Below are 26,380 nucleotides of genomic sequence, written 5' to 3' on the forward strand. Positions count from 1 at the left end.
TCTGGTTGGTTGTTTGGATAGGGGTATGGTTACCTACGCCGTCCGTTCGGCGCGGCGGCGGGTCTTCGCCTGCCTGGCCGCACCGATGGCGAACAGCGCGAGCACGGCAACCAACGCAATGCCTTGCGCGGCCAGCGTTTCGACATAGGGGTACAGGCCGAGCCAGTCGTTCGTCGGGAAGCCTTCCAGGTAGATGCCGCCCAGCGCATCACCTTCGATCAGCGAGTGCACGCCGCCGCCCGCGAAGATCACAACGAGCACGGCCAGCAGCACCGAAGTGACGATGAAGAACGGTCTGATCGGGATGCGCACCGATGTGAACCGGATGAGCAGGAAGACGCCGATCAGCACAACCGCCGCGGTGATGCCGCCGATCCACATGCCGCTGGCGTCCTGTGTCATCGAGTAGATCGACTGGTAGAAGATCACCGTTTCGGCACCTTCGCGGAAGACCGCCAGGAAGCTCAGCAGGGCGAGCGAGATGATGCCGGCCGCTCCCAGACGTTCCGGTGTGGGGTCGGTGCCCGCCGTGCCGCCGATGCGTGCGACGGCGGCTTCGGTTTTGGCCCGGATGTACCGGTTCCACGCGTCGACGCTGGATTTGTTGAGCATCCAGTTGCTGGTGTACAGCAGCATGCCCATCGCCACGAGCGCGCACACGCCTTCCATGATCTCCTGCTGCGGTCCGCTGCCACCGAACAACGCCATGAACACCGCGGCGATGGCCCCCGATGCGGCCAGGCCGGCCACGACGCCCAGGTAGATCCACCGCACCAGACGGCGGTTACCGGATTTGACCAGATAGGCGATGATCGCCGCGACGACGAGCAGGGCCTCCAGTCCCTCGCGGATCAGGATCAGGAACGCCTGACCGAACGAGCTGGTGATCAGGCGCGTGAACCCGCCGACCTCGCTGCCGGCACCGCCGTCCAGCGCTGCGGCGTCCTCGACGAGCATCGTCTTCAACTCGTCGACATGGGCTTTCGCATCCGCGGCATCTCCGGCGACCATGGCCTTACGGCTTTCCTTGAACGTGCTTTCCACCTTGGAGACGCGGCTGCCGCCGATGGCGTTCATCACGTTCTTCTCGAACCCCAGCTTTTCGTAGTACTGGTAGTAGGCCTCATTGACGAGTTCCGCGCCTCGCTCCCCGTCTCCGGATTCGCTGGCGGCCAGCGAATCGTCGAGCACGGCCACCATTTCCGTGGCCACATCCGACCAGGAGCGGGTGCCGATGCCCTCGTTCTTGTGCACCTTGGCGGCATCCAACGCCTCGCGTTCCTTGGCGGTCTGTTCCTCGCGCATCCGCGCGTAGTCGCGCGGATCGCTCAGTTCACCGTTCCCATCCAACGTGGCGCCGCATTCCCTGACATCGTCAGCGAGCGCGTCGCGCAGGGTCTCGATGTCGGTCCGGCGATTCTGCTGGTAGACGAGGCGCTGCAGATCCTGGAATTGCCGGCGCTGGTTCTGGTATCGGTCCGCGCCGATGGTGTCGTTGACGACCTTGGCGAAGTTGGAGGCCACGTAGTCGGTGTTGTATGCGACGTTGAACGCGGAGGCCGCACCCGCGTGGTCGCCGTCAACGTATTCGGCGACGCCTTCGTCGAGGTCCGCGACGATCGTCTGGGCGATCTGCGTCCATGATTCGGCGTCGGCCGGCTCGTCCGCGACTGCGGGAATCATGAGCGACAGCGCGGCGGCGGCCGTCAGTATCAGGCCGAGCAGTGCGGCACCGATTCGGGTCACGGTTCTGGTCATGTCGGGCCCCTTCAGGTTGTTGCGGATCGATGTGATTCAACCTATGGGGTGTTGTCCGAAATGAAAAGACTTGACTTTTGGTTCGCTGCGAGGTAATGCGAGCCCATAATACGCTGTTATTTGTCTCATATTATGGACATCTGGCGCGTCCGTCCGGGCGATTCTATGATGGCCGACATGGCGTTTCCCCACTCGTTGATTCTGCCCGACACGCTGGGCACCGGCCTTGTCGTCCAATCGACGGCTCCCATGGACGACACATCGATACGTGCGTTCGTCGACGAGTACGAACGCACGCTGTCACGGTTCCGATCCGACTCGATACTCGCCGCGATGGCCGGCGCCGCGCATGGCGGCAGTTTCGACTTTCCGGACTGGTGCGAACCGCTGTTCGACCTCTACGACCGGCTGTGCGAGGCAACGGATGACGCGATCGACCCCTGCGTCGGCGCCGCCTTGGCACGCTTGGGCTACGGCCCCGATCTCGCCTTCGAAACCGGAACGTCGGATTCCCAACGGATTTGGGTCGCCCATCCGACCTGGCGCCATGACGTCGAACGCCACGGCACCACACTGGTCACCGCAAGACCCGTCCATCTCGATTTCGGTGCCTGCGGCAAGGGGTATCTCGTCGACCTCATCGCAGCCATGCTGACACAGCAGACGACCGTACGACCGGGATACGCACCGGATTTCGTCATCGATGCCGGCGGCGACATCCTGGCGCACACATCGCCCCCGATCACCGTGGCGCTGGAGGACCCGCACGATACCAGCCGGGCCGTCGGCATCGCGCATATCGATCACGCCGCCATCGCCGCTTCGGCGCCGAGCCGTCGCCATTGGCGGACGGCAGGCGGCGAACAGGTGCATCACCTGCTCAACGCGGTGGATGGCCTGCCGGTCGCCGATATGGCCGCCACCTGGGCGGTCGTGGACGCGCACTCCAGCGAACCGGGCCGCAGTTCGACTCGCCCTGACGGCGGATATTTCCCTACGGCACTGGCGGATGGTCTGGCCACGGCGTTGTTCCTCACCGACCCGGAACGGCTCGCCCAACACTTCGATTTCGCTTGCGTCACGATCCGCACCGATCGCGTCGCCACCCGCAGCCGGCATTTCCCCGGCACGCTGTTCACCGGATGACGCCCCAACACACCCCAACCTGCCCTCAGCCCAAGCAGGCCCATCGCCTGCGCAGACGCGCATAAACGCCCGGAGCGGTGCCGCAAGACACGGTACCATGGGTAGATATCCGGCAGGGAGGCGTCACATCATGGGATTCGAACAGGAAGCGCTCGACGAGCTGATCGAGCACATGCGCGGCCGTGGAGCCGCCATGCAGGAACGGCTCACGCACAGCACCAAGGGCGAGCCGCTGGTCCTCCACGAATTGGCCGTGCACGGCACACGCACGCCCTCACAGTTGGCCGCCGCCGCCGACACCACATCAGGCCGCATCTCCGCGGTGCTCGCGTCCCTGGAGAAGAAGGGGTTCATCACCCGCACAACCGATCCGAACGATCGCCGCGTCACGCTGGTCAACATGACCGAGGCGGGTCGGGCCGCGGACCAACGCAACTTCGAGGTGCTCTGCTCCACCGTCTGCTGGGTATTCTCCCAGATGGGCGAGGAGCACACCCGTCAACTCGTGGACCGAATGAACGAATTCGCCACCTACCTATCGCTATGCGGCCCGGACGGTGCCCGTCCCACCCAGGAGCAGATCGACGAGGCCTTCGGGGCATCGGCCCAAGGCGAGTAGCCCCCCGCAGGTGCACCGGCTGCGCCGTCGCGCATAGGCCCGGCGCAAGATGCATTCCCGCATCATCCAGGCTGTCAGCGACCCAGGGCACCCTTGAGGTCGCGGTTCTGGAAGTGCTCGTGCAGCAAGCAGTAGCCGCCGAACAGCACCAGCCAGATCAAGCCCGCAATGCCTGAGCCGCGCGTGTCGTCGGCCAGGAACAGGGTGGCGTACACGAACACGAAGAACACGATGGCGATGGTGTTCGTGACCCGCCATGCGGGCATGACGAACCCGTCGGCGGCGAAGTCCGGGGACTGGCGGTACTTGCGGTGCGCCACCATCGTCAGGATGTAGATGAACAGGAACACGGCGCTGGACGCGGACGAGAACAGCACGAACGCGCTGGAGACCTGCGGGAACGCGTTGATGACCGGCGAGAGCATGATCAGCGCCGCGGAGACCAGGATCGCGCGCGCCGGCACCTTGTGCGAGGAGACGACGCCGACCTTCTGCAGCGTGGGCGAATGCGACTCGGAGGCGATCTGGTACAGGTGGCGGCCGGCCGAGTACAGCAGCGAGTTCAGCGCCGAGCTGGCGGCCGTGATGACCACGAAGAACACGAGCGCGGACGCCCAGTTGAGACCCGCGTACTGGAACACCATGATGAACGGGGAGGCGAACGAGCCGTCCTCGTTGGCGGTGAAGTTGCGCCACGGCACGATGGCCATGATCGCCACCAGCGCGCCCACGTAGAAGATCAGGATACGCACGATGATCTGGTTGATGGCCTTGGGCAGCACCTGACGCGGGTTCTTGGTCTCGGAGACGGTCACTCCCACGAACTCGATCATCTCGTAGGCGAAGAACACCATCTGGAAGCTCATCAGGAACGCGAGCCAGCCGTTCGGGGCGATCGAGAACCCATCCAGGATATTGTCGAACCCGGCGTGACCGGCCGGCGTGGGCGCGTCGGCACCATGGATCTGCACGGACGGATAGTGGTAGCCGATGACGATCATGACCACGGCAGTGGCGATCATCGCCACGATCAACGTGATCTTGATCATCGAGAACCAGAACTCCACCTCACCGAACACCTTGACGGCAATCAGGTTGATGCCCACGAGCGCCACCAGGAAACAGGCCTCGATCAGCCATTTCCACGCGCTCACATCGATGCCGAAGGTCTCGAAGAAGGTCACGAAATACGTGGAGACGGCCGTGATCTCGGTCATGCCGAGCAGCACGAGCGCCACCCAGTACGACCACCCGGCAAACTTGCCCCAGCCATGCCCCAGGTAGCGTTCCACGAAATTGATGAATGTATGCTGGCTCGGGTCGCGGTACATCATCTCGCCGATGGCGCGCATCAGCAGGAACATGACCACGCCGACCAGGATGTACACGAACACGATGCTCGGGCCGGTCAGGCTGATCGACTTGCCGGATCCCAGGAACAGGCCGGTGCCGATCGTGCCGCCGATCGCGATGAACTGGACGTGACGGTTGGACAGTCCGCGTTCCATCTCGTTGTCGGAGTCCAACGACTCCACCGATGTCAATCCATGGGTCTGCTGTTCGCTCTTCTCTGCCATACCGTGGCAGTTTACCCCGCCCGTGTAACAGCGCAGCCTCCCCGTCCGCATACCGTCGCGGAGCGGTCCCGAGTACACCCCCCTGCGCGATACTAAGAGCCATGACCCATGACCTGATCTCATTGACCATCATCATGGCGGTGGCCGTGATCTGCCCCGTCATCGCCGAGCGTATCCCCGGCAAGCCGATCCCACAGACCGTGCTGCTGCTCGCGTTCGGCGCGATCCTCGGCCCGCACGTACTGAACAGGATATGGCTGACCGACGCCACCGATCTGCTCTCCGAACTGGGGTTGGCGTTCCTGTTCCTGCTCGCCGGATATGAGATCGAGCCGAAGCAGCTCGGCGGCCATCAGGGACGCGTCGGCCTGCTGACCTGGGCGGTCACGCTGGCAATCGCCTGGCTGCTGGTATTCCTCGTGCCGTTCTTCGCGCATCACGATATGAACGGCGCGGCGGCGGTGATCACGCTGACGACGACGGCGTTGGGCACGCTGATGCCGATTCTCAAGGAGCGTGCGTTGGAGGATACGCCGGTGGGCGATGCGATCATCTCCTACGGCACGTGGGGTGAGCTGGGGCCGGTGCTGGCGATGGCGGTACTGCTGTCGACCCGTTCCGGCTGGCAGACGATGCTGGTGTTGGGGTTGTTCACCACGATCTGCATTGCGGCGGCGCTGGCCCCGCATATCGCGCGGCGGGCGGGAGGCTGGCTGTACCGTTTCTTCACGGCGAACGCCAACACCTCGTCGCAGACGCTGATGCGGCTGACCGTGCTGCTGCTCATCGCGCTGATCACCATTTCCCGCCTGTTCGACCTGGACGCGGTGCTCGGCGCGTTCGCAGCCGGGTTCATTCTGCGCATCGTGATGCCCAAGGGAGTGGAAACGTTGGAGACCAAGCTCGAGGGCGTGGCCTACGGGTTCCTGATCCCCGTGTTCTTCGTGGTCTCGGGTGCCTCGATCGACGTCCACGCCGTGGCGGGCAACCCGCTGCTGCTCGTCGTGTTCATCATCATGCTGATTCTGGTGCGCGCGGTGCCCGTCTTCGTGGCCACCACGCTCGACGCGAAGAAGAGCCCGCTCGACCTGATGGACCGGCTCACGGTCGCCGCCTACTGCACCACGGCGCTGCCGGTCATCGTGGCGGTCACGTCGGTGGCGGTCGGCGCCGGCACGATGCAGGAGGACACCGCCTCCACGCTGGTGGCGGCGGGCGCGGTCTCCGTGTTCCTGATGCCGCTGATCGCCGGCGTCACCGGCCGCATCCGCAAACGGCAGGCCGCTACTCCACGGATTTGAGCGAGCTGACCGGGTCGATGCGGTCGAGAATCGGGTTGGTGACCAGCTGCACCAGCAGCGCGAACACCAGCGTGATCGCCGCGGCGATCAGGTAGCTCCACCAGTGCACCTCGACCTCGAAGTAGATACTCGGCATGTTCAGGGCCGCGGTCAGCAGGCCGCCGATGAACCGTCCAAGCGGCAGGCCGGCCACGATGCCCACGCCGGTGAGGATCATCATCTCCTTGTTCACGTAGGTGTGCACCTCACGGTCGGTGAAGCCCAGCACCTTGAGCGTGGCCATCTCGCGCACGCGTTCGGACACGTTCGTGTTGGCGAGCGTGAACAGCACCACCAGCGCCAGGCCACCCGCCAGGCCGATGATCAGCGCCACCACGGCGGCCATCAGTTCGAACCGGAAGCTGCGGCGCATGTCCTCGCAGCTAATCGCGGTCAGCACCACCGGGTCGTCCTGCAGTTCCTCCGCATATTCCACCTGCTCGTCGCCGCTGCCCTCGTAGTGCGCGTACACCGCGTTCCAGGTCATCGGGGCGTCGTCGTCGAACGCCTGACGGTACGCGCTTTCGCCGATGTACACGTCGGAGCCGATCACACTGCGGTTCACGGCCGTCACCGTCACCTCGCCGTGCCGCATGTTCCCGTCGGTCAGCGATACGGTGTCGCCGGACTTCACGCCGAGCGCGTTCGCCGCCGATTTCGAGACGATGACCGCATCGTCCTCGAGTGTGAGCTCGCGCCGGCCGTGCTCCACATCCTGCAGATCGACCATGCCGGCGAGGTCGTCGCCCCCGCCGTCCGGAATCACCATCAGCTGGATCGTGGCGCTGCCCTCGTCGGTGGCGATCTCGCCGCTTTCCAACCGCACGCGCATCGTGTCGGTCACGTCGGCATCGCCGGTCACCAGGTCGGCCATCGCGTCGGCGTTGTCGTCGTTGGCCACCACAAGCAGGTCGTACCGGTACAGGTCCTCATACTGCTTGGGTCCGAGCGTATCGACCGAATCGTTGATCGCGAATCCGCAGACGATGAGCGCGGTGCATCCGGCCACGCCGCCGACGGTCATGATCAGGCGGCTCTTGAACCGGAAGATGTTGCGCACGGTCACCTTGTTGAGGAAGCTCAGCCGCCTCCACACCGGCCTGATGCGTTCGAGCAGCACGCGCGAACCGGCCTTCGGCGCCTTCGGGCGCATGAGCTGGGCCGGCGTCTGCCGCAGTTCGCCCAGGCAGGCCGCGCCCGTGGCCACCAATACGGCGACGACGAACAGCGCGATGCCCAGGCTGCCGTACAGCCAGTCGTATTCGAGGACGATTCCGGGGATGACGTACATGTTCTCCAGCACCGCCAGCAGGAAGGCGGGGATGCCTAGGAATCCGACCAGCAGGCCGATGCCGCCGCCGATCAGGCAGGCGAGCGCGGCGAACAGCAGGTACCGCGAGGCGATGGTCAGGCTGCCGTAGCCGAGTCCGGTATAGGTGCCGATCAGGCCGCGCTCCTCCTCCACCATGCGGGTCATGGAGGTCAGGCTCATCAGCACGGCCACGAGCAGGAACACCACGGGGAAGGCGAAACCGAGCGTCTCGATCGAGGAGACGTCGGAGTCGAGCGACGAGTAGCCGCCGATCGACGAGCGGTCCTGCACGTACCAGCGGGCGTCGGCGATGTCGTCGATGGTCTGCTGCTGTTTGGCGAATTCCTCGTCGGCTTTGGCGCGCTGGTCGTCGAGTTCGGCCTGCGCGGCTTCAAGCTGCTGTTCGCCGTCGGCCAGCTGCGCCTCGCCGTCCTCCACCTGTTTTAAGCCATCTTCCACCTGCTGCTTGTTCGTGGCGAGCGTGGCCGCCTGGGTCTCCAACTGGGAGGCCTGTTGTTCGAGTGCGGTGGCGTTGGCCTCCAGCGTGGAGGCCTGCGCGTTGAGTTCGGCTTCGCCGGCGGCCGCCTCCTGCTCCTTCTGGGTGAGTGTGGCGTTCTGCGCGTCGAGTTCGGCCTGGCCGGCGTCGATCTGGTCCAGGGCGTCCTGGGCCTGCTGCCGCTGATCCTCGAGCTGCGTGATGGCGTCGGCCAACTGCGTCTTGATCGATGCCAGACCGTCTCCCGGCTGCACGGTCGAATCCACGGGAATGCCGGCGGCGGCCAACGCTTCCACGATTTGGTTCCAGGTCTCCTCGTCGATCTGCCCGGGGTCGGGGATGCCGTTCACCAGCGTCTGCGCCTGCTGGGCCAGCGTCAGCATCTGTTCGACCTGGGCCATGCCGCTTTCGGCCTGCGCGCGCCCGGAGTCGAGCTCCTGCTGTGCGGCATCGAGCTGCGCGCGACCGTCGGCGAGCTGCTGTTTGCCGGCGTTCAGCTGGGTGCGGGCCTCGTTAAGTTGCTGGCGGCCTTGGGTGATCTGCAGTCTGCCTGCGGCGATCTGCGAGCGCGCCGAGGCGATCTGCGTCTCCCCGTCGGTGATTTCGGTTTGCGCGGCTTCGAGTTGGCTGCGGGTGTCGGCCAGGGTCTGGCGGTTCTCGTCGAGGGTGGCGCGCTGGTCGTTGATTTGCTGTTGGGCGTCGTCGAGCTGGGCGTAGGCGTCGGTTTTGGCGTCGTTGAGTTGGCGTTGGGCTTCGTCGACGATGCTTTGGCGGCGTGCCTGCTGGCGGTCGTCCTGTACGGTGCATTCGATGCGGTCGACGACTTCGCCGACGATGCGGTCGTAGTCGTCGCCGAAGGTGTCCTGTTCGGCGGCGCCCTCGACGCTCAGGCTGATGGCGGTGTAGACGTTGCCGGTGACGCCGTCGCTGGGGGCGAAGAACACGTAGTCGGCGGTGGTGGGGCTGCGGAGTGCGGAGGTGGCGTATCCGGTGGGGTTGGTCAGGTCCTTGGGGTCGAGGACCCGGGCGGTGATGGTCAGTTCGGTCGGGAATTCGGGTGAGGTTTCGGCATCCGTGTCGGCATCCGCGTCGTCCGAATCCTCCGATTCGTTCGTTTCGGCGTCAGTCTGGGCGGCGCTTTCGTCCGAATCCTCCGATTCGGACAGATCGACGCCGAAGGTGGTTGTGGTTTCGGCGGGGGTGATGGTGATGGTGTCGCCGATGTCGTGGCCGGAGTCGATGAGGAATTTCTCGGTGACGGCGACCTCGCCGGCCTTGGTGGGCATCCTGCCTTCCTGCAGGTAGGGCTGGTCGAGTCCCGCGACGCCGATTTCGGTCATCGTCACGCTTTTGTCGGTGCCGCCGACGTCGGTGGTGGCGCTTTGGGTGCGTTCGGGCTGGACCACGTCGACGCCGTCGATGCGGCGCAGCGCCATCACGTCGTCGTCGGTCAGGCCGTAGGTGGACAGGACCTGAATGTCGTGCAGTCCTTGGTCGTCGTAGAACCGGTCGGCGGCCATGAACATGTCGCGGCAACCGGCGTAGATGCCGGTGAGCACGGATACGCCGAGCAGGCAGATCACGGCAATGGAGAGGAACCGTTTCCAGCTGTGCAGCCAGGAGCGCAGCGTGTCCTTGCCGTAGGCCAGGGCGATGGCGCCGCCGTGTGGGCGGCGACCCCGCCCTTGGGGCGATGCAGTGAAATCGGTGAGGTCGGCCGCGACCACATTCCGTTTCACGGCATGTTTCACACTATGGCGAGAGTGTTTCACAAGACGTTTCACACCCATCGCGACCACCACCTACCATTCGATGTCGGCGATCGGCGTCGGATCGGGGTTGACCTCCTCACCGGTCACCTTGCCGGAACGGAACCGGATCACCTTGTGGGCCATCGGCGCGAGCGCGGAGTTGTGGGTGATGATCATCACGGTCATGCCCTCGTCGCGGCAGATGTCCTGCAGCAGCTGCAGCACCTCCTTGCCGGTCTCGTAATCCAGGGCGCCGGTCGGTTCGTCGCACAGCAGCAGTTTGGGTTTCTTGGCGATGGCGCGGGCGATCGAGACGCGCTGCTGCTCGCCGCCGGACAGCTGCGCGGGGAAGTTGTCGAGCCGGTCGGCAAGCCCCACCTTGCCGAGGGTTTCGGCCGGGTCAAAATGGTCGGCGCAGATCTGGGAGGCGAGCTCCACGTTCTCAAGCGCGGTCAAGTTCGGCACGAGGTTATAGAACTGGAAGACGAAGCCGATGTCGTTGCGGCGGTAGCCGACCAGCTCCTTGGGCCTAAGGCCGGTGATGTCCCGGCCGCCCACCACCACACGGCCGGAGGTGGCGGTGTCCATGCCGCCCAGGATGTTCAGAGCGGTGGTCTTACCGGCGCCGGACTGGCCGAGAATCACGGTCAGACGGCCTTCGTCGGCCGTGAAGCTGGCCTCGTCGAGCGCGCGAATCACGCTGCCACCGGAGGGGTATTCCTTGACCACCTTGTCAAATTCGATGTATGCCATCGCGCACCTCCCGGACCATGCTTGGAACTGCTATACTATCCAGTAAACCAACACAGTGTCGGTTTGGCAACCGACAGTCGGGTTGCGAGTTGTCGGATTAGCGGCGAGGGAGACGCCATGGCAAGGGAGCTGGTCGAGAGCCGCCGCACGCAGTACACGCGGCGGGCGTTGCGCGATGCACTCATCGAACTGCTGGCGGACAAGCCGCTCGCACGAATCACCGTGCGCGAGCTGTGCGAGCGGGCCGACGTGAACCGATCCACGTTCTACGCCCACTATCCGGATCTCGACAGTCTGTTGCGCGACATCGAGGAGGACACGATCGACTGGGTCAACGGCACGCTCCAGCAACTGCTCGAACGGCCGGATCCCGACAGCGTCGGCCGCGTCATCGAACACGTCTGCCGGTACATCGCCGACAATCGCAGCCATCTGCGTGTGCTGATGAGCCCGCAGGCCGACCTGAGATTCCAACAGCAGCTGCTCGGCCTGATCTACGGGCGCATCGACCTGGCCACACAGCTGCAGGGCACCGACCCGCAGGAGGCCGAGATGCGCATGCACTTCGCCGTCTCCGGCAGCATCGGCCTGCTCCAGCATTGGCTGGCCGCCGAACCGACCGTCTCCCCCGAAACCGTGGCCCGAATCATCACCACGATGGCCCTGCCCGCCCGCTGACGCTCGCCATCCGCCCATCCAGCGGACGCACGGGGGTTCGCGTCGCCTCCCGCTGCTTACAATGCCGTTCAACCGGCATTCGGCCGGCAGAGAGGGGAGCCACCCATGACCAACACCAACCACGCCAGCGCTCCAGCCGGCTCCGCCAGCGACGTCACTATCCAGGAACCGCCGTCGCTGCGCAAGTCGCTGAAGAACCGACACATCCAGCTCATCGCGCTCGGCGGCGCCATCGGCACGGGCCTGTTCTACGGCTCCAGCGAGTCGATCTCGCTGGCCGGCCCGGCCATCCTGCTCGCCTACCTGATCGGCGGCATCGCCATCTTCATGATCGTGCGCGCGCTGAGCGAGATGTCGGTGGAGGACCCGAAGGCGGGCGCGTTCAGCTACTACGCCACCCGCTACTGGTCCAAGCGCGCGGGGTTCGTCTCCGGCTGGAACTACTGGTTCAACTACATCCTCGTCTCGATGGTGGAGCTGTCCGTGGTCGGCTCGTTCGTCAACTACTGGTTCCCGAACATTCCGCAGTGGGCGTCGGCCGCGTTCTTCCTGGTGGTCATCACCGCCGCGAACCTGCTCGGCGTCAGCAAATTCGGCGAGATCGAGTTCTGGTTTGCCATCATCAAGATCGTGGCCGTGCTCGCCATGATCGTCGGCGGACTGGCCGTCATCGCGTTCAACCTGCCCACCGATTCCGGCATCCGCGCCAGCTTCGCGAACTGGTTCGCCTTGGACGGCGGCTTCCTGCCCAACGGCGTCATGCAGCGCAACGCCGACGGCACCTGGACCGGTCTGCTCATGGCGCTGGTGGTGGTCATGTTCAGTTTCGGCGGCACCGAGCTGATCGGCGTGACCGCCGGCGAGACCGAGGACCCGCGCACCACCATCCCGAAGGCCACCAACGGCGTGATCTGGCGCATCCTGGTCTTCTACATCGTGGCGCTCGGCGTGATCATGGCCGTGGTGCCGTGGAACATGATCGACGGTGCGTCCAGCCCGTTCGTGCAGATCTTCGATTCGATCGGCGTGCATGTGGCCGCCGGGATCCTCAACTTCGTGTGCCTGACCGCCGTGATGAGCGTGTACAACTCGGGCCTGTACGCCAACTCGCGCATGCTGTATTCGCTGGCACGCCAGGGCAACGCGCCCGCCTACCTAGGCCGGCTCAACTTCCACGGCGTACCGGTGGCGGCTGTGCTGACCTCGGCGGCGATCACCGTAATCGCCGTGGTGGTGGTGTTCGTGTGGCCGGAGTTCGCCTTCAACTATCTGATGAGCATCGCCACCATCTCGGCAATCATCAACTGGTCGATGATCATGGTCACCGAGATGAAGTTCCGCCGCGTGGTGGCCGCCGGCGGTTCGCCGCACGATTCGGCGCTGGCCGGCAAGAGCGGCCGGGAGGCGCTGGACGCGATCGCGTTCAAGCTGCCGGCGGCCCGCGTGACCCCGTGGGTGGTGCTGGCGTTCCTGGCCATGATCGTGGTGCTGATGTGCTTCTCCGCCAGCTACCGGATCGCCGTGGTGGCGGGCGTGATCTGGCTGGCCGTGCTGCTGGTGGCCTACCAGCTCACGCAGCGGCGCCGCTAGGGGCTCCTCACCACGCCAATGTGGTACGGAACCATCAACCACACGCCTGAACGGTTCTGTACCACAAACACCGGCGATGCAGCCGGCTACATCGCCAGCCGCATCATGGTGGTCACCAGATGCACCGCGGCGATGGCCACCAGCACCACGCCCACAATCCAGATCACCGACTTATAGGTCCGGTCCGGCTGCTCGCCCTTGCACAGCGACAGCCGGACGCCCAACCTCCAGATCCAGTCGGGCTTGAGCAACGTCATCGCCCCTGCCCCGGCGCATAGCACGATGATCACAGCCTCCAACACGATCTCGCCGACACCCATATCGCCTCCGTTTCGTCGCACTCCCCGCCATTATCTCAACGTTGTAAACCGTTGACAACCCCGCGTCAACCGGTGCCATCCACGAGCCCACCGCCTTATACCCAACAATCACAAATCCGTAACCCCGGCAACCTCACATCGCGCGCGCCGAACGCCATGGCATGCGGATAATGGATGGTAACGAAAACATCCGCCACACCACAATCACGCGGTTGTGCCAACTGCAGTCGCGCCGGCCACAGTCGCACCAACCGCGGTTGTGCCGAACACGGCCGTTCAAAGGAGACACGCATGTTCATCCCCCGCCACTACGAGGACCCCCACACCCTGCATGTCGGCACCATGCCGAACCGGGCCTATTTCATCCCCGCCTCCACGCGCACCGACACCGTCGGCGAGCGCCGCGCGGATTCCGACCGGTTCACGCTGCTGAACGGGGATTGGATGTTCCGCTATTACGCCAGCATCTACGATCTGGACGCGGAGGTCTCGCGTCGGCATCAGGCCGGCCTGCCGGCGTTCTACGACCGTGGATTCATCGATTCGCTCGGCATCTCCGACGAGCCGCGTCCCGACGAACTGCGCGCCGCCGGTTATACGACGATTCCGGTGCCGTCCGTCTGGCAGAACCACGGCGTCGACCGCCACCAGTACACGAATATCAATTACCCGTTCCCCCTTGACCCGCCGTACGTGCCACAGGACAACCCGTGCGGCGTGTATCTGTATGCGTTCGAACATCGCATCAACGACGCGGCGCCGCACACGTTCCTGACATTCGAGGGTGTGGATTCCTGTTTCTACGTGTGGCTGAACGGCACGTTCGTCGGCTATTCGCAGGTTTCGCATGCGACCAGCGAATTCGATGTGACCGGCATTCTGGCCGACGGTGCGAATACCCTGGCCGTGCTGGTGCTCAAGTGGTGCGACGGTAGCTACCTGGAGGATCAGGACAAGTTCCGCATGAGCGGCATCTTCCGCGATGTCTACTTGCTGGACCGCCCCGCCGCCGCGATCCGCGACTATGCGGTAAGCACCGAGATCGATTGGCGCGAGACGACGCAGGATGCCGGGGTGCCGGAGGCCGGCCATGCGACGGTGCGCATCGCGTTCGACTTCCTGGACGGCGCGACCACGCCGGTGACGGTGACGCTGCTCAACGAGTACAACGAGACGCTGGCCAAGGTCCAGGCCGAGCCGACGGATGCGGCGGAAACCCCGATTCCCGTGCAGCCGACCGTGAGCGGCGACGGCACCGACTATGCGGGTTCCGATTTCGTTGCGCGTGCGACCGCCACGTTCATCGTCGACGACCCGCACCTGTGGAGCGCGGAGACCCCGTACCTGTACACGGTCGTGATTGAGACGGCCGGCGAGGCGATTGTGGACCATATCGGCATCCGCGAGATCTCGACCGAGGGCGGCGTGCTGCGGGTGAACCGGCAGCGGGTCACGCTGCATGGCGTGAACCGGCATGACTCGGATCCGGTGACCGGGCCGGTGATCTCGCAGGAGCAGATCATGCGCGATCTGCGGCTGATGAAGGAGCATAACGTCAACGCGATCCGTACCAGCCATTATCCGAACGCGCCGCATTTCTACGATCTGTACGACCGGCTGGGCTTCTACGTGGTCGGTGAGGCGGATGACGAGAGCCATGGCGCGACGTGCGTGGTCGCGCCGGACATGTCGGAGCGGGCCGCGCTCGAACGCTGGAACCGGATGATCTCCGACAATCCGGAGTTCACGGACGCCACCGTGGACCGTGTGCGCCGCTGCGTGGAGCGGGACAAGAACCGGCCGTCGATCATCATGTGGTCGATGGGCAACGAGTGCGCGTACGGCTGCACGTTCGAGGCGGCGCTGGCGTGGACGAAGCGCTTCGACCCCTCGCGGCCGACCCACTACGAGTCGGCGCGCTACGTGGCCGACGGCAAGACCTACGATTTCTCGAACCTGGACGTGCACAGCCGCATGTACCCCACGTTGGAGTCGATTGAACAGTATTTCTCCGACGAGGGTCCGCAGGGCGACGGCGCGAACGGTGACGACGGCGCCAACGGCACCAAACCGTATGTGCTGTGCGAGTTCTGCCATGCGATGGGCAACGGCCCGGGCGATTTGGAGGATTATTTCGAGCTGATCCAGCGGTATGACGGGCTGGCCGGCGGGTTCATCTGGGAGTGGTGCGACCATGCGATCGACCGCGGCACCGCGCCCGACGGCCGCCGCGTGTACGCGTACGGCGGCGACTCGGGCGAGTACCCGCATGACGGCAACTTCTGCATGGACGGTTTGGTGTACCCGGACCGCACGCCGCACACGGGGCTGAAGGAGTTCAAGAACGTGTACCGTCCGGCGCGCGTGACCGCCTTCGACCAGAAGACCGGCACGCTGACGCTGCGCAATTATATGGATTTCACGGATCTGGCCCGATACATGACGATGCATGTGGAACTGATGTGCGACGGCGAGCCGATCTGGATGTCCACGCCGCACGTGCCGTCGATCCCGCCGCATGGCGAGGCCGACGTGGTGGTGCCGCGTCTGGCCGACGCGATTCCGGACGAGGGCAAGGCCACGCTGGTGGTGCGCTATTCGCTGAAGGCGGCGGACGAGCTGCTGCCGGCCGGGTTCGACCTCGGATTCGACGAGGTGCCGGTTGAGACGTCCGACCCGCGCAACCAGACGGTGGTCCGGGCGGCGAACGCGGCGGGCAAGGCCAACGACCCGCAGCCGACGGTTGCGGAGCGGGGCGCGATGCTGGTGATCGGGAACGCGCGGTTCCGTTACGTGTTCGACCGGTGTACCGGCCTGTTCGACACGATGACGGTCGGCGACCACAACCTGCTCGACCGTCCGATGCAGATCGACATCTGGCGCGCACCGACCGACAACGACCAGTACGTCAAGGCCCAATGGTTCGCGGCGCGCTACGATCGCGCAACCGTGCGCGCGTACGATGTGTCGGCGAGTGCTGAGGGCGGTGTGGCGCGCGTCTCCGTGACGATGGGCGTGGTGGCGCCGGTGGTGCAGCGGATCGCCACGGTCAAGGCCGTGTGGGCGATCGCCTCGGACGGTTCGGTGGATCTGCGCATGACCGTGGAGCGCGATACGCGCATGCCGTTCCTGCCGCGGTTCGGCCTGCGGATGCTGCTGCCGCGGACGATGGACCGGGTGAGCTACTGCGGTCTGGGCCCGTTGGAGAGCTACGTGGACAAGCGCCGCGCCAGCTGGCATGGCGTGTTCTCCGGCACCCCGCAGACGCTGTTCGAGCCGTATATCAAGCCGCAGGAGAACGGCAACCACCACGATTGCGACTGGGCGCGCGTGGCCGGCGACGGGATCGCACTCGGCGTGTACGGGACGCAGCCCTTCGACTTCCAGGCCTTGCCGTACACGGCCGAGGAGATGACCGCCAAGGCGCATAACCACGAGCTGGAGCCGTGCAGTTCGACCGTGGTGTGCGTGGACGCCATGCAGAGCGGCATCGGATCGAACAGCTGCGGCCCCGAGCTGCAGACCAAGTACCGGCTGGATGAGGAGCGCTTCACGTTCAACGTGCTGCTGCGCCCGGAGATCGGCTGATCGGGCGGAGCACGCCGACGGCACGTTCCGTCTGTTCGCCTCGACACGCCCGGCCTTTACGGACTCTGACACTTTTGTGACCGTGACACAAGTGTAAAACGTTGAAATTCCAACGATTTCGAGATTGTATCAGAGTCACGATGTGTCAGAGTCCGTGCAGGCCGGGCGTGTTGGCGATCGTGCGTGTTTTGTGGCGCCCTGCGTTCAAAGGGCCTCTAAGACGGATGATGAAGTCCCTTTGGCGCACGGGCATGGAAGCCATGTGTCAAAGGGACCCTGAGAACAGCGGTCGCGAGTCTTTATGGCATGAGGTTACGAGCGCGCTGCAGCGGAAGGACCGGCCGAGTAGGCGGCGATCACCGGACGGAGGATCGCCTCGTGCGCCAATGAGACCAGCCCCGGCCCCAGCAGAACCAGCAGGAACAGTCCCTGCTGGAACAGCATCAGCGAGGCCGCCAACAGCACTCCGAACGTCGCCCAGACCAGCACGACCGCAATCGTGCGCACAATCTGGGAGATACCGATGAGCAGGGCGTTGCGCAGGGTGCGGCCCACCGGGTTCTCGAACCGCGCCTGCAGCGGCCACACCCACACGGCCATGATGAGCCAGAGGATGGTGGCGGCGAATTTGACGACCAGCAGCGGGGTGATCTGGATGAACACCCAGGAGGCGGCGATCGCGGCGCCGGTCACGCCCATGACCAGCCAGAGGCCCGTGGCCTTGACGAGGTTGGAGCGGAACGCGTCGGCGAACCGGCGGGTCATGTGCCCTTCGCCCGAGCCGAGCGTGCGGGCCGTTTCATAGGAGGCGCACCATGCCGCGCCGATCGTGACCACCGGCAGGCAAGCCACCACGGTCAGGATGGTCAGCCACACCGCGTCGGTGAGGTAGGACATGCCCCGCATCAGGGCGGAATCCTGGGAGAACAGCGTGGTCATGGTGCGCTCCTTATGTCAGGAAGGCTGGATCTCAGCCTTCGGCGGAGAACTTGTCGGCCTGCGGGAGCATGCCGAGCGACTCCTCGTTGTTGGCCCATTCGGTGGCCCAGCCGTTGACGTACGCGTCCTTGACGGCGGACCATTCGCCGGTGCCCTGCGCGTATTCGACCAGCGCGTTGGTGATGTTATCCTGCCACTGCTGGTTCGGGACCGTGAAGCTGCGCAGTTCGATCTTGCCCGCATCGAACTGGGCCTTGGCGGCAGCCGTCAGCGGATTGTCGGGCTGATCGTCGTCGCCGAACGTGGTGAACGGCACGGCGAGATCGCAATCCTTGGCGAGGATCTGCTTGGCCTCGTCGTCGGTGACCATCCATTCGATGAAGTCGAGGGTGGCCTGCTTGTCCTTCTCGTCGGAGTTCTTGTTCACCGCCCACGAGGCGTCGTACACGCCGGCGGGGCCGTACTCCTCCTCGCCTTCGATGCCCATGTAGTACGGCAGCATGCCGAGGTCCTCATCGGCGACCTCGTTGTCCTTGATGCCCGAGTAGGCCCACACGCCGTTCGGGTAGAAAGCCACCTGGCCGAGGGCAAATTCGGCGGTGCAGTCGTCATAGGTCTTGGAGCTCAGTAGACCGGGCTCGGTGGGGCTGCTCTCCAGTTCAAGATCGAACAGATCCTTATAGTTGTCGAGGTATGTGCCCTTGATCTCCGGCATGAAGGTGGTGTCGTTATCACGGTATTCGAAGAACAGCGGGATACGGGACATGTGCGCGACGAAACGGTATGCGTCGGAGGCATCGAGGCCGGGCGACGTGATGGCTCCGGTCAGGCCGAGGTCGTCCTTGTTCTCCTGGATGCTTTCGACGACGGACTTGAACGTGTCATAGTCGGTGATGTCATCGACGCTGTCGATCACGGCATAGCTCTTGGAGCAGTAATCCTCGAGGATCGCCTTGTTGTAGATGATGCCATACCATTCGGCGGCATACGGCAGCGTATACGACTCGCCGTCCACCGCGTACGAATACGCCTTGCCGTCTTCGGTGAGCAGATCATACACGTCGGTGTCGGTCAGGGGCTCCAGATAATCCATGTACTTGGCGAACTGGTCGTAACCAGCGATGTTGAACATCGTGGGAGCGTTGGATTTGGCCAGTTCCGAGGTCAGCGTGGAGTCGAAGGTGCCGGAGGTCGCCGTCTGGACCTCGACCTCGACCCCGGTCTCCTCGGTGTACATCGAGGCCAGCTGATCCAGCTGGTCGACGATTTCGGATTTGCTGTTGAGGAAATACACATGCCCCTGGTCGTCGGCCGAATCCGTACCGCATGCGGCGAGACCGGTCAGACCGAGTGCGATGGCGGCGACTGCGGCGGCGCCTCTCTTCATGGTTACCATTGTTTCTCCTTGATTGTTTGTTGGTTTTCGGTTATCAGATGACGATTGTGTTGGGCCGGAATCACGCTCAGCCCTTCACCGCGCCTGCGGTGACGCCGGCGATGATGTACTTCTGGCAGAACAGGTAGAAGACGATGATCGGGATGATGGCGAGCACGAGGCAACCCATCATCGCGCCCATGTCGACCGAGCCGTAACCGCCCTTGAGGTATTGGATGGCGATGGACATCGTCTTGTACTTGCGCATGTCCAGGGTCAGGTACGGCAGGAGGAAGTCGTTCCAGATCCACATGGTCTGCAGGATGGCGACCGAGACCATGCTCGGCTTCATCATCGGCACCACGATGGTGAAGAACGTGCGCGGCACGGAGGCGCCGTCGATCATCGCGGCCTCCTCGATCTCGGCCGGCAGCGATTTGATGACGCCGGTGAAGATGAACACCGCCAGACCCGCGCCGAAGCCGAGGTAGACGATCCACAGGCCCCACGGGGTGTTCAGCCCCAGGCTGTCGGCGATCTTGGACAGCGGGAACATGACCATCTGGAACGGCACGATCATGTTGAACAGGAACAGCAGGTAGATGGCCTTGGCGAACACGTTGTTCACACGGACGATCCACCAGGCGCACATCGAGGTGCACAGCAGGATCAGCGCCACCGAGCCGACGGTGACGACCACCGTCCACCCGAAGCTGGCGATCAGATCGGTACGGTCGATGCCGCGCGCGTAGTTCTCCAAGCCGACGAACATGTCCCCTGTGGGGATGCTGAACGTGTCGGAGCTGATGTAGGCCTTGGACTTGAACGAGTTGATGACGACCAGCACGATCGGGAAGATCCATGCCAGCGAGACCACGGTGAAGATCGCGGTCCACAGACCCCCGTGCTTCATCTTCTTGTTCATGCGGTCACCTCCTTGCGGGTGGTCAGCTTGTTCTGGATGACGGCGATCACGGCCACGATGATGAAGAACACCACGGCCTTGGCCTGGCCGACGCCCTCGAAGCCGATGCGTCCGTAGAACGTGCGGTAGATGTTCAGCGCCAGCATCTCGCTCATGTTGCTCGGTGCACCGTTGGTCAGGGCCAGGTTCTGGTCGAAGAGCTTGAAGCCGTTGGTCACGGTCAGGAACGAGCAGACGGTGATGCTGGGCATCATCAGCGGCAGGGTGACTTTGAACAGGGTCTGGCGCGAGTTGGCGCCGTCCACGGCGGCGGCCTCCATGACGTCGGTGGGCAGGGCCTGCAGGCCGGCGATGTAGATGACCATCATGTAGCCGATCTGCTGCCAGCACACCAGGATGACCATGCCCCAGAAGCCGTAGGTGGCCGAGTAGGTCAGCGAGCGCCCCCAGTGGGCCAGCACGCCGTTGAGCAGCAGCTGCCAGATGTAGCCCAGCACAATGCCGCCGATGAGGTTCGGCATGAAGAACACCGAACGGAACAGGTTCGCGCCTTTCATGGCCTTGGTGAACATGTAGGCCACAAAGAACGCGGCGACGTTGATCAGGATCGTTGTCACGATCGTGAACAGCACCGTCAGCCATAGCGCGTGCAGGAACTCCGGGTCGCTGAATACGCCCGCGTAGTTCTCAAAACCCACCCATTCGGCGTCGGTCACGGTGGTGAAGTCGGTGAAACTCAGATAGATGCCGATGATGAACGGCGCCACGAAGCCGATGGCGAACGCCGCGCACGTCGGCAGCGCGAAGAGCGCCCACCATCGCCGTATGGACTTGCCGACCATACTGATCATCGTTCTCTCGCTTTCTCTTCATTGAGGCCCGGTCGGGCTGCGCCGCCCGGACCGGATGATGGTGTCGGCCGGATCCCGGTGCCCCCGGGACCCGGCGGGATGCCCGATTCAGTCGAGCATCATCCAGACGCTGGTGTCCTGCGGCAGCCGACCGTCCCCGGTCAGCTCGCCGGAGGCCAGCAGCACCTCTCCTTCGGGCAGGGCCACCGGCTCCGCCCCGAAATTCGTCAGTACCGCCCAGCCGTTGGAACGGCGGTAGGCGATGATGCCGCCGCGGTTGCCGTCGGCGCCATCCGGCGCGTCGGATGCGGCGTCCTGTTCCAGCCAGACCAGTTCCGTGTCGTTCGGCATGACGCGATGGCGCAGCCGCAGGGCGGCGCGGTACAGGTTGAGCATCGAGTGCGGGTCGTTCTCCTCCGCGTCGACCGCGTACTGCGCGTACCAACGCGGCTGCGGCAGGTGCGGCGCCTCGGCGGACTGACCCGCCTCGCCGGCGTCCACGCCGGCTCCCGCCGATTTGACGGCGGGCGAGAACCCAAACGAACCGGTGTGCTCGTAATTGCCGTCGCCGGTGTCCCGGCAGTCGTCGGCGACCCACGGCAGCGGCACACGGCAACCGTCGCGTCCCTTCTGCGCGCCGGCGCGGACGGTGTGGAACGCGGTCGGGTCCTCAAGCTGGTCCCACGGGATGTCGGCGGCCTCGAACAGACCCAGTTCCTCGCCCTGGTAGATGTAGGCGGAACCGGGCAGACCGAGTTCCAGCAGGATGGCGGCACGCGCACGCTTGGTGCCCAGCTCGCGGTCCTCACGGTAGGAGGCACCGTCGCGCAGCAGCCAATCGATGGCGATCTGGTGGTGCACGCGGGCCGGCACCTGCGGCAGGCCGTAGCGGCTGGCATGACGCGGGATGTCATGGTTGCTCATCACCCATGTGGCGGTGGAGCCGGACGCCTCGGCGGCCGCCAGCCCCTCTTCGATGGCCTCGTGGATCTCGTCACGGATCCAGTTCTTCTTGGCGTACTCGAAGTTGAACACCTGGCCGAGTTCGTCCGGGCTGGCATACAGGTACTGCCGCTTGGGGTTGACCCAGGCCTCGGCCACGGCGAAGCGCGGCGGGTCATATTCGTTGAAGACCTGGCGCCATTCGCGGTAGATCTCGTGGACCTCGTCGCGATCGTAGATCGGATAGCTGCCGTCGTCAGGCAGGAACGGGGCCTGGATGGGGTAGTCGTCCAGATCGCCGCGGTCGAGATCCTTGGCCAGGCCGTGCGCCACATCCACACGGAAGCCGTCGGCACCGTGGTCGGACCAGAAGCGGATGGTCTTGAGGAAATCTTCGCGCACGTCCGGATTGTTCCAGTTCCAGTCGGGCTGTTCGACCGTGAACAGGTGCAGGTACCACTGGCCGTCCTCCACGCGCGTCCAGGCGGGGCCGCCGAAGCTGGCGGTCCAGTTGGTGGGCGGCAGTTCGCCGTGCTCGCCGCGACCGTCGCGGAAGATGTAACGGTCGCGTTCGGGCGAGCCGGGGCCAGCCTTGAGCGCGGCCTGGAACCATTCGTGCAGATTCGAGGAGTGGTTGGGGACGATGTCCACGACGATCTTGATGCCGTGGGCGTGCGCGGCTTCGGCAAGTCGGTCGAAGTCGTCCATCGTGCCCAGACGCGGGTCCACGTTGCGGTAGTCGTCCACGTCATAGCCGCCGTCGGCCAGCTGGCTGGGGTAGAAGGGGCTGAGCCAGATCGCGTCCACGCCGAGTTCGGCCAGGTAGTCGATCTTCTCGGTCACGCCGTTCAGGTCACCCAGGCCGGAGCCGGTGGAATCCTTGAACGAACGCGGGTAGATCTGGTAGACCACGGCCTGCTGCCACCAGTCCAGCTCGGACCGGTCGGGGCGCGTCTCGCCGGTCGCCCGCACGGTGTCGGTCACGTTGGCCATCGCTGCCTCTCCTTTCCTGTTTCTGCGGTGTCGCCTGTTATGTGAGAGCGCTTGCATTCTTTGCAAGGCACATGCACATCACTATGCAAATCTCGACATATCCATAACGACCGATGTCTTGAGTTATCAGCTTTGTCTTCGACAATCCGCCATTTTCAGCCTTGAAACCGGATGGCGAATTGTGGTGACTTCGATGATAGCGCTTGCATACAAGCAGAGTCAAACGGCGTGTCGCATCATGTCAAACCCGGCCACCAACCACACGAATACCGGGTTTTGTCGTATAATATGTAAACGCTGACATTTCTCAGCGCCCCACCGATATCATGGAAGGGACAATCACTACCGCAGCAAGGAGGTACACCGATGGCACGCTCCACCATCCAGGACGTCGCCAAGCTCGCGGGGGTCTCCGAGGCCACCGTCTCCCGAGCCCTGCGCGGGCTGACCAACGTGGCGCCCGCCACCAGGGAACGCGTGGAGGCCGCGGCGGCCGAACTGCGGTTCACCCTCTCGAAGAGCGCGTCATCGCTCGCCTCCGGCAAAACGCATCGTATCCTGCTGCTCGTCTCCGGCGGACTCAACAACTGGTTCAACTCGTCGGTCCTGCAGGGAGCCATCGAGATCCTCTCCCCCGAGGGGTACGACATCGTCCCCTCGTTCGTCACCAACCGCGCCGAACTCTCCCAACTCATCGAGACGCTGCCCAGTAACCGCGACGTCGATGCCATCATCGTCACCTCGTTCACGCTCGACGCCGCATTCCGCGCCGCGCTCGCCTCGCTGGACATGCCGCTGGTCGGCATCAACAACCCGGATATCGACGGCCTGAACGCCTCCGTGCGCATCGACGACCTCGAAGGCATGCGCCAAGCCGTCCAGCTCCTGCACTCGCTGGGGCACGAGCGGCTGGCCTACATCGGCAACCTCATCCCGCCCGACCTGGACTACAGCACCGATCTGCGCGGCGAAGGATTCCACAAAACCGCGCTGGAACTCGGATACGACGAGGGGAACCTCTACATCTCGCCGCCGGAGGAGGCCAACCAGTTCCGGCCGACGCCCGAGATCGCCCGGCGCAACGTGGCCGCGCTGCTGGCCGCCCCGCAGCGGCCAACCGGCGTCTGTGTGCAGACCGACGAGATGGCCGCGCACATCCTCAACGAGCTGCGCCGGCAGCACGTGCGCGTGCCCGAACAGATGTCGCTCATCGGCTTCGACGACAATCAGCTCGCCCAGATTCAGGACATGACCACCATCCATCAGGATCCGGTGATGCTGGGGCGCGAGGCGTCACGCCTCGCCCTGGACCTGCTGCAGGGCAAGCCCGTGGCCGAGCCGCATATCATCGTGCCGACCACGCCCGTGCTGCGCGGCACCACCGGTGTGCCGACGGACCGCGGCTGATTGCCACACAACATCCGGCCATCAGCCCCTTCGCCGTCAGATGCCATCAGTGCCATCATATGATTCCGGCAGCATGGCGTTCTCCGCAATCCTGCCCAGGTTCACCTATCATGCAACTTCGGGATATTGACCCCGGGTGTCACCTTCAACGCCGACCATACGCTGCGCACGAACAGCACGGCCAGATACGCCACGAACAGGTTCGCGCCCATGCGCGGCGTAATCATGCCGGCGAGCATTGTGCCCAACGGCGCCGTCACGGCAGCTGCCACACCGATGATCAGACCATGCCTGAGATATACCAGGCCACGCCTCCAATTCGCCACCGTACCAGCGATCGCGCTCGGGAACATCGCCAACAACGACGTACCACGAGCAATCAGGTCGGAAGCCCCGAACAACAGCGACAGCGAAGGCACGGCCACGGCCCCGCCGCCAATGCCCAGCAGACCGGACAGGACGCCGATCACCACGCCCAACGCCACCAGCAGGATGCCCGTCACCACATGCAGATGAATAGTCGAATCACGCAACGGCGTGAACACGAGCTGCGAGACGATCACGAACACCAGGAACACCGCATAGAACCAACGCAGGAACACCTCGGGCAGACGCGACAGCAGCCAGCTGCCGATCTGCGAACCCGCCACCATACCGCAGGCCAGCAGCAACGCGGCGATCCAATCCACATCGCCGGCGGTCGCATAGGAGATCACGCCGGAGATCGATGTGGGCACAATGGCCGCCAGCGATGTGGCCGCGGCCTGCCGCTGCGTCAGACCGACCAGCACCAGCGCGGGCACGATCACCGTGCCGCCGCCGATGCCGAACAATCCGGACAACAAGCCGGAAACCACACCGACGACCAATAACGTCACCGTAACCCGCACGTTGATATTCCTCATGAGCCCCTCGTTCCTTGCAATCGACTGCCAGTGTACCGCCGTGCCTTCGATTCGACCGCTATTCCTCCGGATTATGGCGGCACTGACCGCACGGCACGGAAAAGTAGGTTCGCACTACCTCGACGTTGAAAATCACAGGGTGCTTTTTCCAAGGGGTCTGAAATTAATCCTTGAGGTAGTGCGAACCCCTATTCAGACACTTAAGAAGTCAATGACCTCATCAACCGCCTTGTCGCCATCCGCGCCGTTGATGCCGTGGTCCAGCCGCGGATACAGGCTGACCGCGCAGTTGGGCATCATCTCGCCATAGCGGCGCGAAGCCTTGGAATCCACGATGTCATCGGCAAGCCCGTGGATGGCCAACGCAGGCCCGGTGAATCGGGCCGTCGTCTCATAGATCGGCAACACCTGGGCGATGCGGAAGTAGTGGCCGCCGACTTCGCCGGCACCGGGCACCTTGACGACGTCGGGGATGTGGTCGGGGTCGTACCGCCGCCCCATGCAGGTGCCGGCGAGCGCATCGTCCTTGAGCGTGGCCGCGGGCGCCAGAAGCGCCAGCCGGTCGATGACGTCGTGGTAGAGGCCCGCGACCATGCCGGCCACCACGCCGCCCTGGGAGTGGCCGAGCAGACGGATGGCGGTCACGTCGGTGCGGGAGTGCACGTACCGAAGCACGGCGATGAGGTCTTCGATCTCGTTGAGCACGTCCATGTGGGAGAATTTGCCGTCACTACGCCCATGACCGTTGAAGTCGAAGCGGAGCACGGCCATACCGCGGGCTACGAGCCGCTTGGCGATCCGCTGGTACAGGCTGCCTGGATAGGCGTCCATGCTGCCGCCGAACCCGTGGCACATGATCACGATGGGGCACGGCCGGTTATGGCTGGGGCGTTCGAGCAGGGCGTGCAGGCGCAGCCCGTCGCGGGTGATGGACAATTCCATAGAAGGCCCTTTCGATGATGCCAAATACGAGTGGGGCCGCCAGTCTTGCGGCTGGCGGCCCCACTCATGTCATATTAGGCTGGCTCCGGCGGCCCGAAAGCCCGCAGGGCTTTCTTTACGCCGCCTCGCGCGCAATGACTTGTGAAATTCCCTGCGGGAATTTCTGTCACACA

General features: G+C 64.4%; 19 protein-coding genes. 7 read left to right on the forward strand and 12 right to left on the reverse strand.

The window, feature by feature from the left end; translation table 11 throughout:
- Positions 1-33: 33 nt before the first annotated feature.
- On the reverse strand, positions 34-1,758 hold the full coding sequence (locus tag OU11_RS07235) for an FTR1 family protein (RefSeq protein WP_033515675.1): 1,725 nt from the start codon (positions 1,756-1,758) through the stop codon (positions 34-36).
- A 177-nt stretch (positions 1,759-1,935) separates the two neighbouring features.
- Here OU11_RS07235 and OU11_RS07240 point away from each other — a divergent pair, with 177 nt between their 5' ends.
- Both OU11_RS07240 and OU11_RS07245 read left to right on the forward strand, forming a co-directional pair.
- The gene (locus OU11_RS07240; protein WP_223224117.1) at positions 1,936-2,904 is read left to right on the forward strand and encodes an FAD:protein FMN transferase; all 969 of its coding nucleotides are present in this window, start codon (positions 1,936-1,938) and stop codon (positions 2,902-2,904) included.
- Between the two features lie 130 nt (positions 2,905-3,034).
- Positions 3,035-3,523, forward strand: coding sequence for a MarR family winged helix-turn-helix transcriptional regulator (locus OU11_RS07245; protein ID WP_033507304.1), 489 nt, complete (start codon positions 3,035-3,037; stop codon positions 3,521-3,523).
- 74 nt (positions 3,524-3,597) lie between these two features.
- On the opposite strand, the gene OU11_RS07250 is transcribed toward OU11_RS07245, so the two are convergent.
- On the reverse strand, positions 3,598-5,100 hold the full coding sequence (locus OU11_RS07250; RefSeq protein WP_033515676.1) for an amino acid permease: 1,503 nt from the start codon (positions 5,098-5,100) through the stop codon (positions 3,598-3,600).
- 101 nt (positions 5,101-5,201) lie between these two features.
- On the opposite strand from OU11_RS07250, the gene OU11_RS07255 reads away from it, so the two are divergent.
- Positions 5,202-6,401: a cation:proton antiporter gene (locus OU11_RS07255; protein WP_033515743.1), complete on the forward strand. Its 1,200-nt coding sequence runs from the start codon at positions 5,202-5,204 to the stop codon at positions 6,399-6,401.
- Here OU11_RS07255 and OU11_RS07260 read toward each other — a convergent pair.
- Both OU11_RS07260 and OU11_RS07265 read right to left on the reverse strand, forming a co-directional pair.
- Entirely contained in the window at positions 6,385-9,897 is a 3,513-nt protein-coding gene (locus tag OU11_RS07260) for an ABC transporter permease (RefSeq protein WP_478209781.1), read from the reverse strand. The two genes, OU11_RS07255 and OU11_RS07260, sit on opposite strands and share 17 nt — an antisense overlap.
- A gap of 153 nt (positions 9,898-10,050) precedes the next feature.
- Complete coding sequence (locus OU11_RS07265; RefSeq protein WP_033515678.1) at positions 10,051-10,752, reverse strand: ABC transporter ATP-binding protein; 702 nt, start codon at positions 10,750-10,752, stop codon at positions 10,051-10,053.
- Positions 10,753-10,869: 117 nt separating this feature from the next.
- On the opposite strand from OU11_RS07265, the gene OU11_RS07270 reads away from it, so the two are divergent.
- Both OU11_RS07270 and OU11_RS07275 read left to right on the forward strand, forming a co-directional pair.
- On the forward strand, positions 10,870-11,430 hold the full coding sequence (locus OU11_RS07270) for a TetR/AcrR family transcriptional regulator (RefSeq protein WP_033515680.1): 561 nt from the start codon (positions 10,870-10,872) through the stop codon (positions 11,428-11,430).
- A 105-nt stretch (positions 11,431-11,535) separates the two neighbouring features.
- Positions 11,536-13,020, forward strand: coding sequence for an amino acid permease (locus tag OU11_RS07275; RefSeq protein ID WP_033515682.1), 1,485 nt, complete (start codon positions 11,536-11,538; stop codon positions 13,018-13,020).
- 86 nt (positions 13,021-13,106) lie between these two features.
- Here the strand turns inward: OU11_RS07275 and OU11_RS07280 are convergent, their stop codons facing one another.
- Positions 13,107-13,340, reverse strand: coding sequence for a hypothetical protein (locus tag OU11_RS07280; RefSeq protein ID WP_033515684.1), 234 nt, complete (start codon positions 13,338-13,340; stop codon positions 13,107-13,109).
- 291 nt (positions 13,341-13,631) lie between these two features.
- Here OU11_RS07280 and OU11_RS07285 point away from each other — a divergent pair, with 291 nt between their 5' ends.
- Positions 13,632-16,928, forward strand: coding sequence for a glycoside hydrolase family 2 TIM barrel-domain containing protein (locus OU11_RS07285; protein WP_033515686.1), 3,297 nt, complete (start codon positions 13,632-13,634; stop codon positions 16,926-16,928).
- A 312-nt stretch (positions 16,929-17,240) separates the two neighbouring features.
- Here the strand turns inward: OU11_RS07285 and OU11_RS07290 are convergent, their stop codons facing one another.
- The 5 genes from OU11_RS07290 to OU11_RS07310 all read right to left on the reverse strand — a co-directional run bounded on the left by OU11_RS07290 (position 17,241) and on the right by OU11_RS07310 (position 22,953).
- Complete coding sequence (locus OU11_RS07290) at positions 17,241-17,867, reverse strand: YesL family protein (RefSeq protein WP_033515688.1); 627 nt, start codon at positions 17,865-17,867, stop codon at positions 17,241-17,243.
- 31 nt (positions 17,868-17,898) lie between these two features.
- Positions 17,899-19,263 (reverse strand): ABC transporter substrate-binding protein, encoded by a 1,365-nt coding sequence (locus tag OU11_RS07295; protein ID WP_033515690.1) that lies wholly within the window; start codon positions 19,261-19,263, stop codon positions 17,899-17,901.
- 67 nt (positions 19,264-19,330) lie between these two features.
- The gene (locus tag OU11_RS07300; RefSeq protein ID WP_033508883.1) at positions 19,331-20,167 is read right to left on the reverse strand and encodes a carbohydrate ABC transporter permease; all 837 of its coding nucleotides are present in this window, start codon (positions 20,165-20,167) and stop codon (positions 19,331-19,333) included.
- Positions 20,164-21,018, reverse strand: coding sequence for a carbohydrate ABC transporter permease (locus OU11_RS07305; RefSeq protein ID WP_033515692.1), 855 nt, complete (start codon positions 21,016-21,018; stop codon positions 20,164-20,166). The genes OU11_RS07300 and OU11_RS07305 overlap by 4 nt, the downstream gene beginning before the upstream one ends.
- 108 nt (positions 21,019-21,126) lie before the next feature.
- Entirely contained in the window at positions 21,127-22,953 is a 1,827-nt protein-coding gene (locus OU11_RS07310) for a glycoside hydrolase family 13 protein (RefSeq protein WP_033515694.1), read from the reverse strand.
- 366 nt (positions 22,954-23,319) lie between these two features.
- On the opposite strand from OU11_RS07310, the gene OU11_RS07315 reads away from it, so the two are divergent.
- On the forward strand, positions 23,320-24,360 hold the full coding sequence (locus tag OU11_RS07315; RefSeq protein WP_033515696.1) for a LacI family DNA-binding transcriptional regulator: 1,041 nt from the start codon (positions 23,320-23,322) through the stop codon (positions 24,358-24,360).
- 101 nt (positions 24,361-24,461) lie between these two features.
- Here the strand turns inward: OU11_RS07315 and OU11_RS07320 are convergent, their stop codons facing one another.
- Both OU11_RS07320 and OU11_RS07325 read right to left on the reverse strand, forming a co-directional pair.
- Positions 24,462-25,265 (reverse strand): sulfite exporter TauE/SafE family protein, encoded by an 804-nt coding sequence (locus OU11_RS07320; protein WP_033515698.1) that lies wholly within the window; start codon positions 25,263-25,265, stop codon positions 24,462-24,464.
- A gap of 192 nt (positions 25,266-25,457) precedes the next feature.
- Complete coding sequence (locus tag OU11_RS07325) at positions 25,458-26,207, reverse strand: alpha/beta hydrolase family protein (protein WP_033515700.1); 750 nt, start codon at positions 26,205-26,207, stop codon at positions 25,458-25,460.
- Positions 26,208-26,380 lie beyond the last annotated feature (173 nt).

The sequence above is a fragment of the Bifidobacterium pullorum DSM 20433 genome (assembly GCF_000771405.1).
Classification (GTDB): Bacteria; Actinomycetota; Actinomycetes; order Actinomycetales; family Bifidobacteriaceae; genus Bifidobacterium; species Bifidobacterium pullorum.

Excerpts from the sequence above, each read along its gene's own strand:
- OU11_RS07265 (WP_033515678.1), bottom strand. The coding sequence starts at position 10,752 with ATGGCATACATCGAATTTGACAAGGTGGTCAAGGAATACCCCTCCGGT.
- OU11_RS07255 (WP_033515743.1), top strand. The coding sequence starts at position 5,202 with ATGACCCATGACCTGATCTCATTGACCATCATCATGGCGGTGGCCGTG.
- OU11_RS07240 (WP_223224117.1), top strand. The coding sequence starts at position 1,936 with ATGGCGTTTCCCCACTCGTTGATTCTGCCCGACACGCTGGGCACCGGC.
- OU11_RS07300 (WP_033508883.1), bottom strand. The coding sequence starts at position 20,167 with ATGAACAAGAAGATGAAGCACGGGGGTCTGTGGACCGCGATCTTCACC.
- OU11_RS07310 (WP_033515694.1), bottom strand. The coding sequence starts at position 22,953 with ATGGCCAACGTGACCGACACCGTGCGGGCGACCGGCGAGACGCGCCCC.
- OU11_RS07275 (WP_033515682.1), top strand. The coding sequence starts at position 11,536 with ATGACCAACACCAACCACGCCAGCGCTCCAGCCGGCTCCGCCAGCGAC.
- OU11_RS07325 (WP_033515700.1), bottom strand. The coding sequence starts at position 26,207 with ATGGAATTGTCCATCACCCGCGACGGGCTGCGCCTGCACGCCCTGCTC.
- OU11_RS07320 (WP_033515698.1), bottom strand. The coding sequence starts at position 25,265 with ATGAGGAATATCAACGTGCGGGTTACGGTGACGTTATTGGTCGTCGGT.
- OU11_RS07285 (WP_033515686.1), top strand. The coding sequence starts at position 13,632 with ATGTTCATCCCCCGCCACTACGAGGACCCCCACACCCTGCATGTCGGC.
- OU11_RS07315 (WP_033515696.1), top strand. The coding sequence starts at position 23,320 with ATGGCACGCTCCACCATCCAGGACGTCGCCAAGCTCGCGGGGGTCTCC.
- OU11_RS07270 (WP_033515680.1), top strand. The coding sequence starts at position 10,870 with ATGGCAAGGGAGCTGGTCGAGAGCCGCCGCACGCAGTACACGCGGCGG.
- OU11_RS07290 (WP_033515688.1), bottom strand. The coding sequence starts at position 17,867 with ATGACCACGCTGTTCTCCCAGGATTCCGCCCTGATGCGGGGCATGTCC.
- OU11_RS07235 (WP_033515675.1), bottom strand. The coding sequence starts at position 1,758 with ATGACCAGAACCGTGACCCGAATCGGTGCCGCACTGCTCGGCCTGATA.
- OU11_RS07250 (WP_033515676.1), bottom strand. The coding sequence starts at position 5,100 with ATGGCAGAGAAGAGCGAACAGCAGACCCATGGATTGACATCGGTGGAG.
- OU11_RS07245 (WP_033507304.1), top strand. The coding sequence starts at position 3,035 with ATGGGATTCGAACAGGAAGCGCTCGACGAGCTGATCGAGCACATGCGC.
- OU11_RS07280 (WP_033515684.1), bottom strand. The coding sequence starts at position 13,340 with ATGGGTGTCGGCGAGATCGTGTTGGAGGCTGTGATCATCGTGCTATGC.
- OU11_RS07305 (WP_033515692.1), bottom strand. The coding sequence starts at position 21,018 with ATGATCAGTATGGTCGGCAAGTCCATACGGCGATGGTGGGCGCTCTTC.
- OU11_RS07295 (WP_033515690.1), bottom strand. The coding sequence starts at position 19,263 with ATGGTAACCATGAAGAGAGGCGCCGCCGCAGTCGCCGCCATCGCACTC.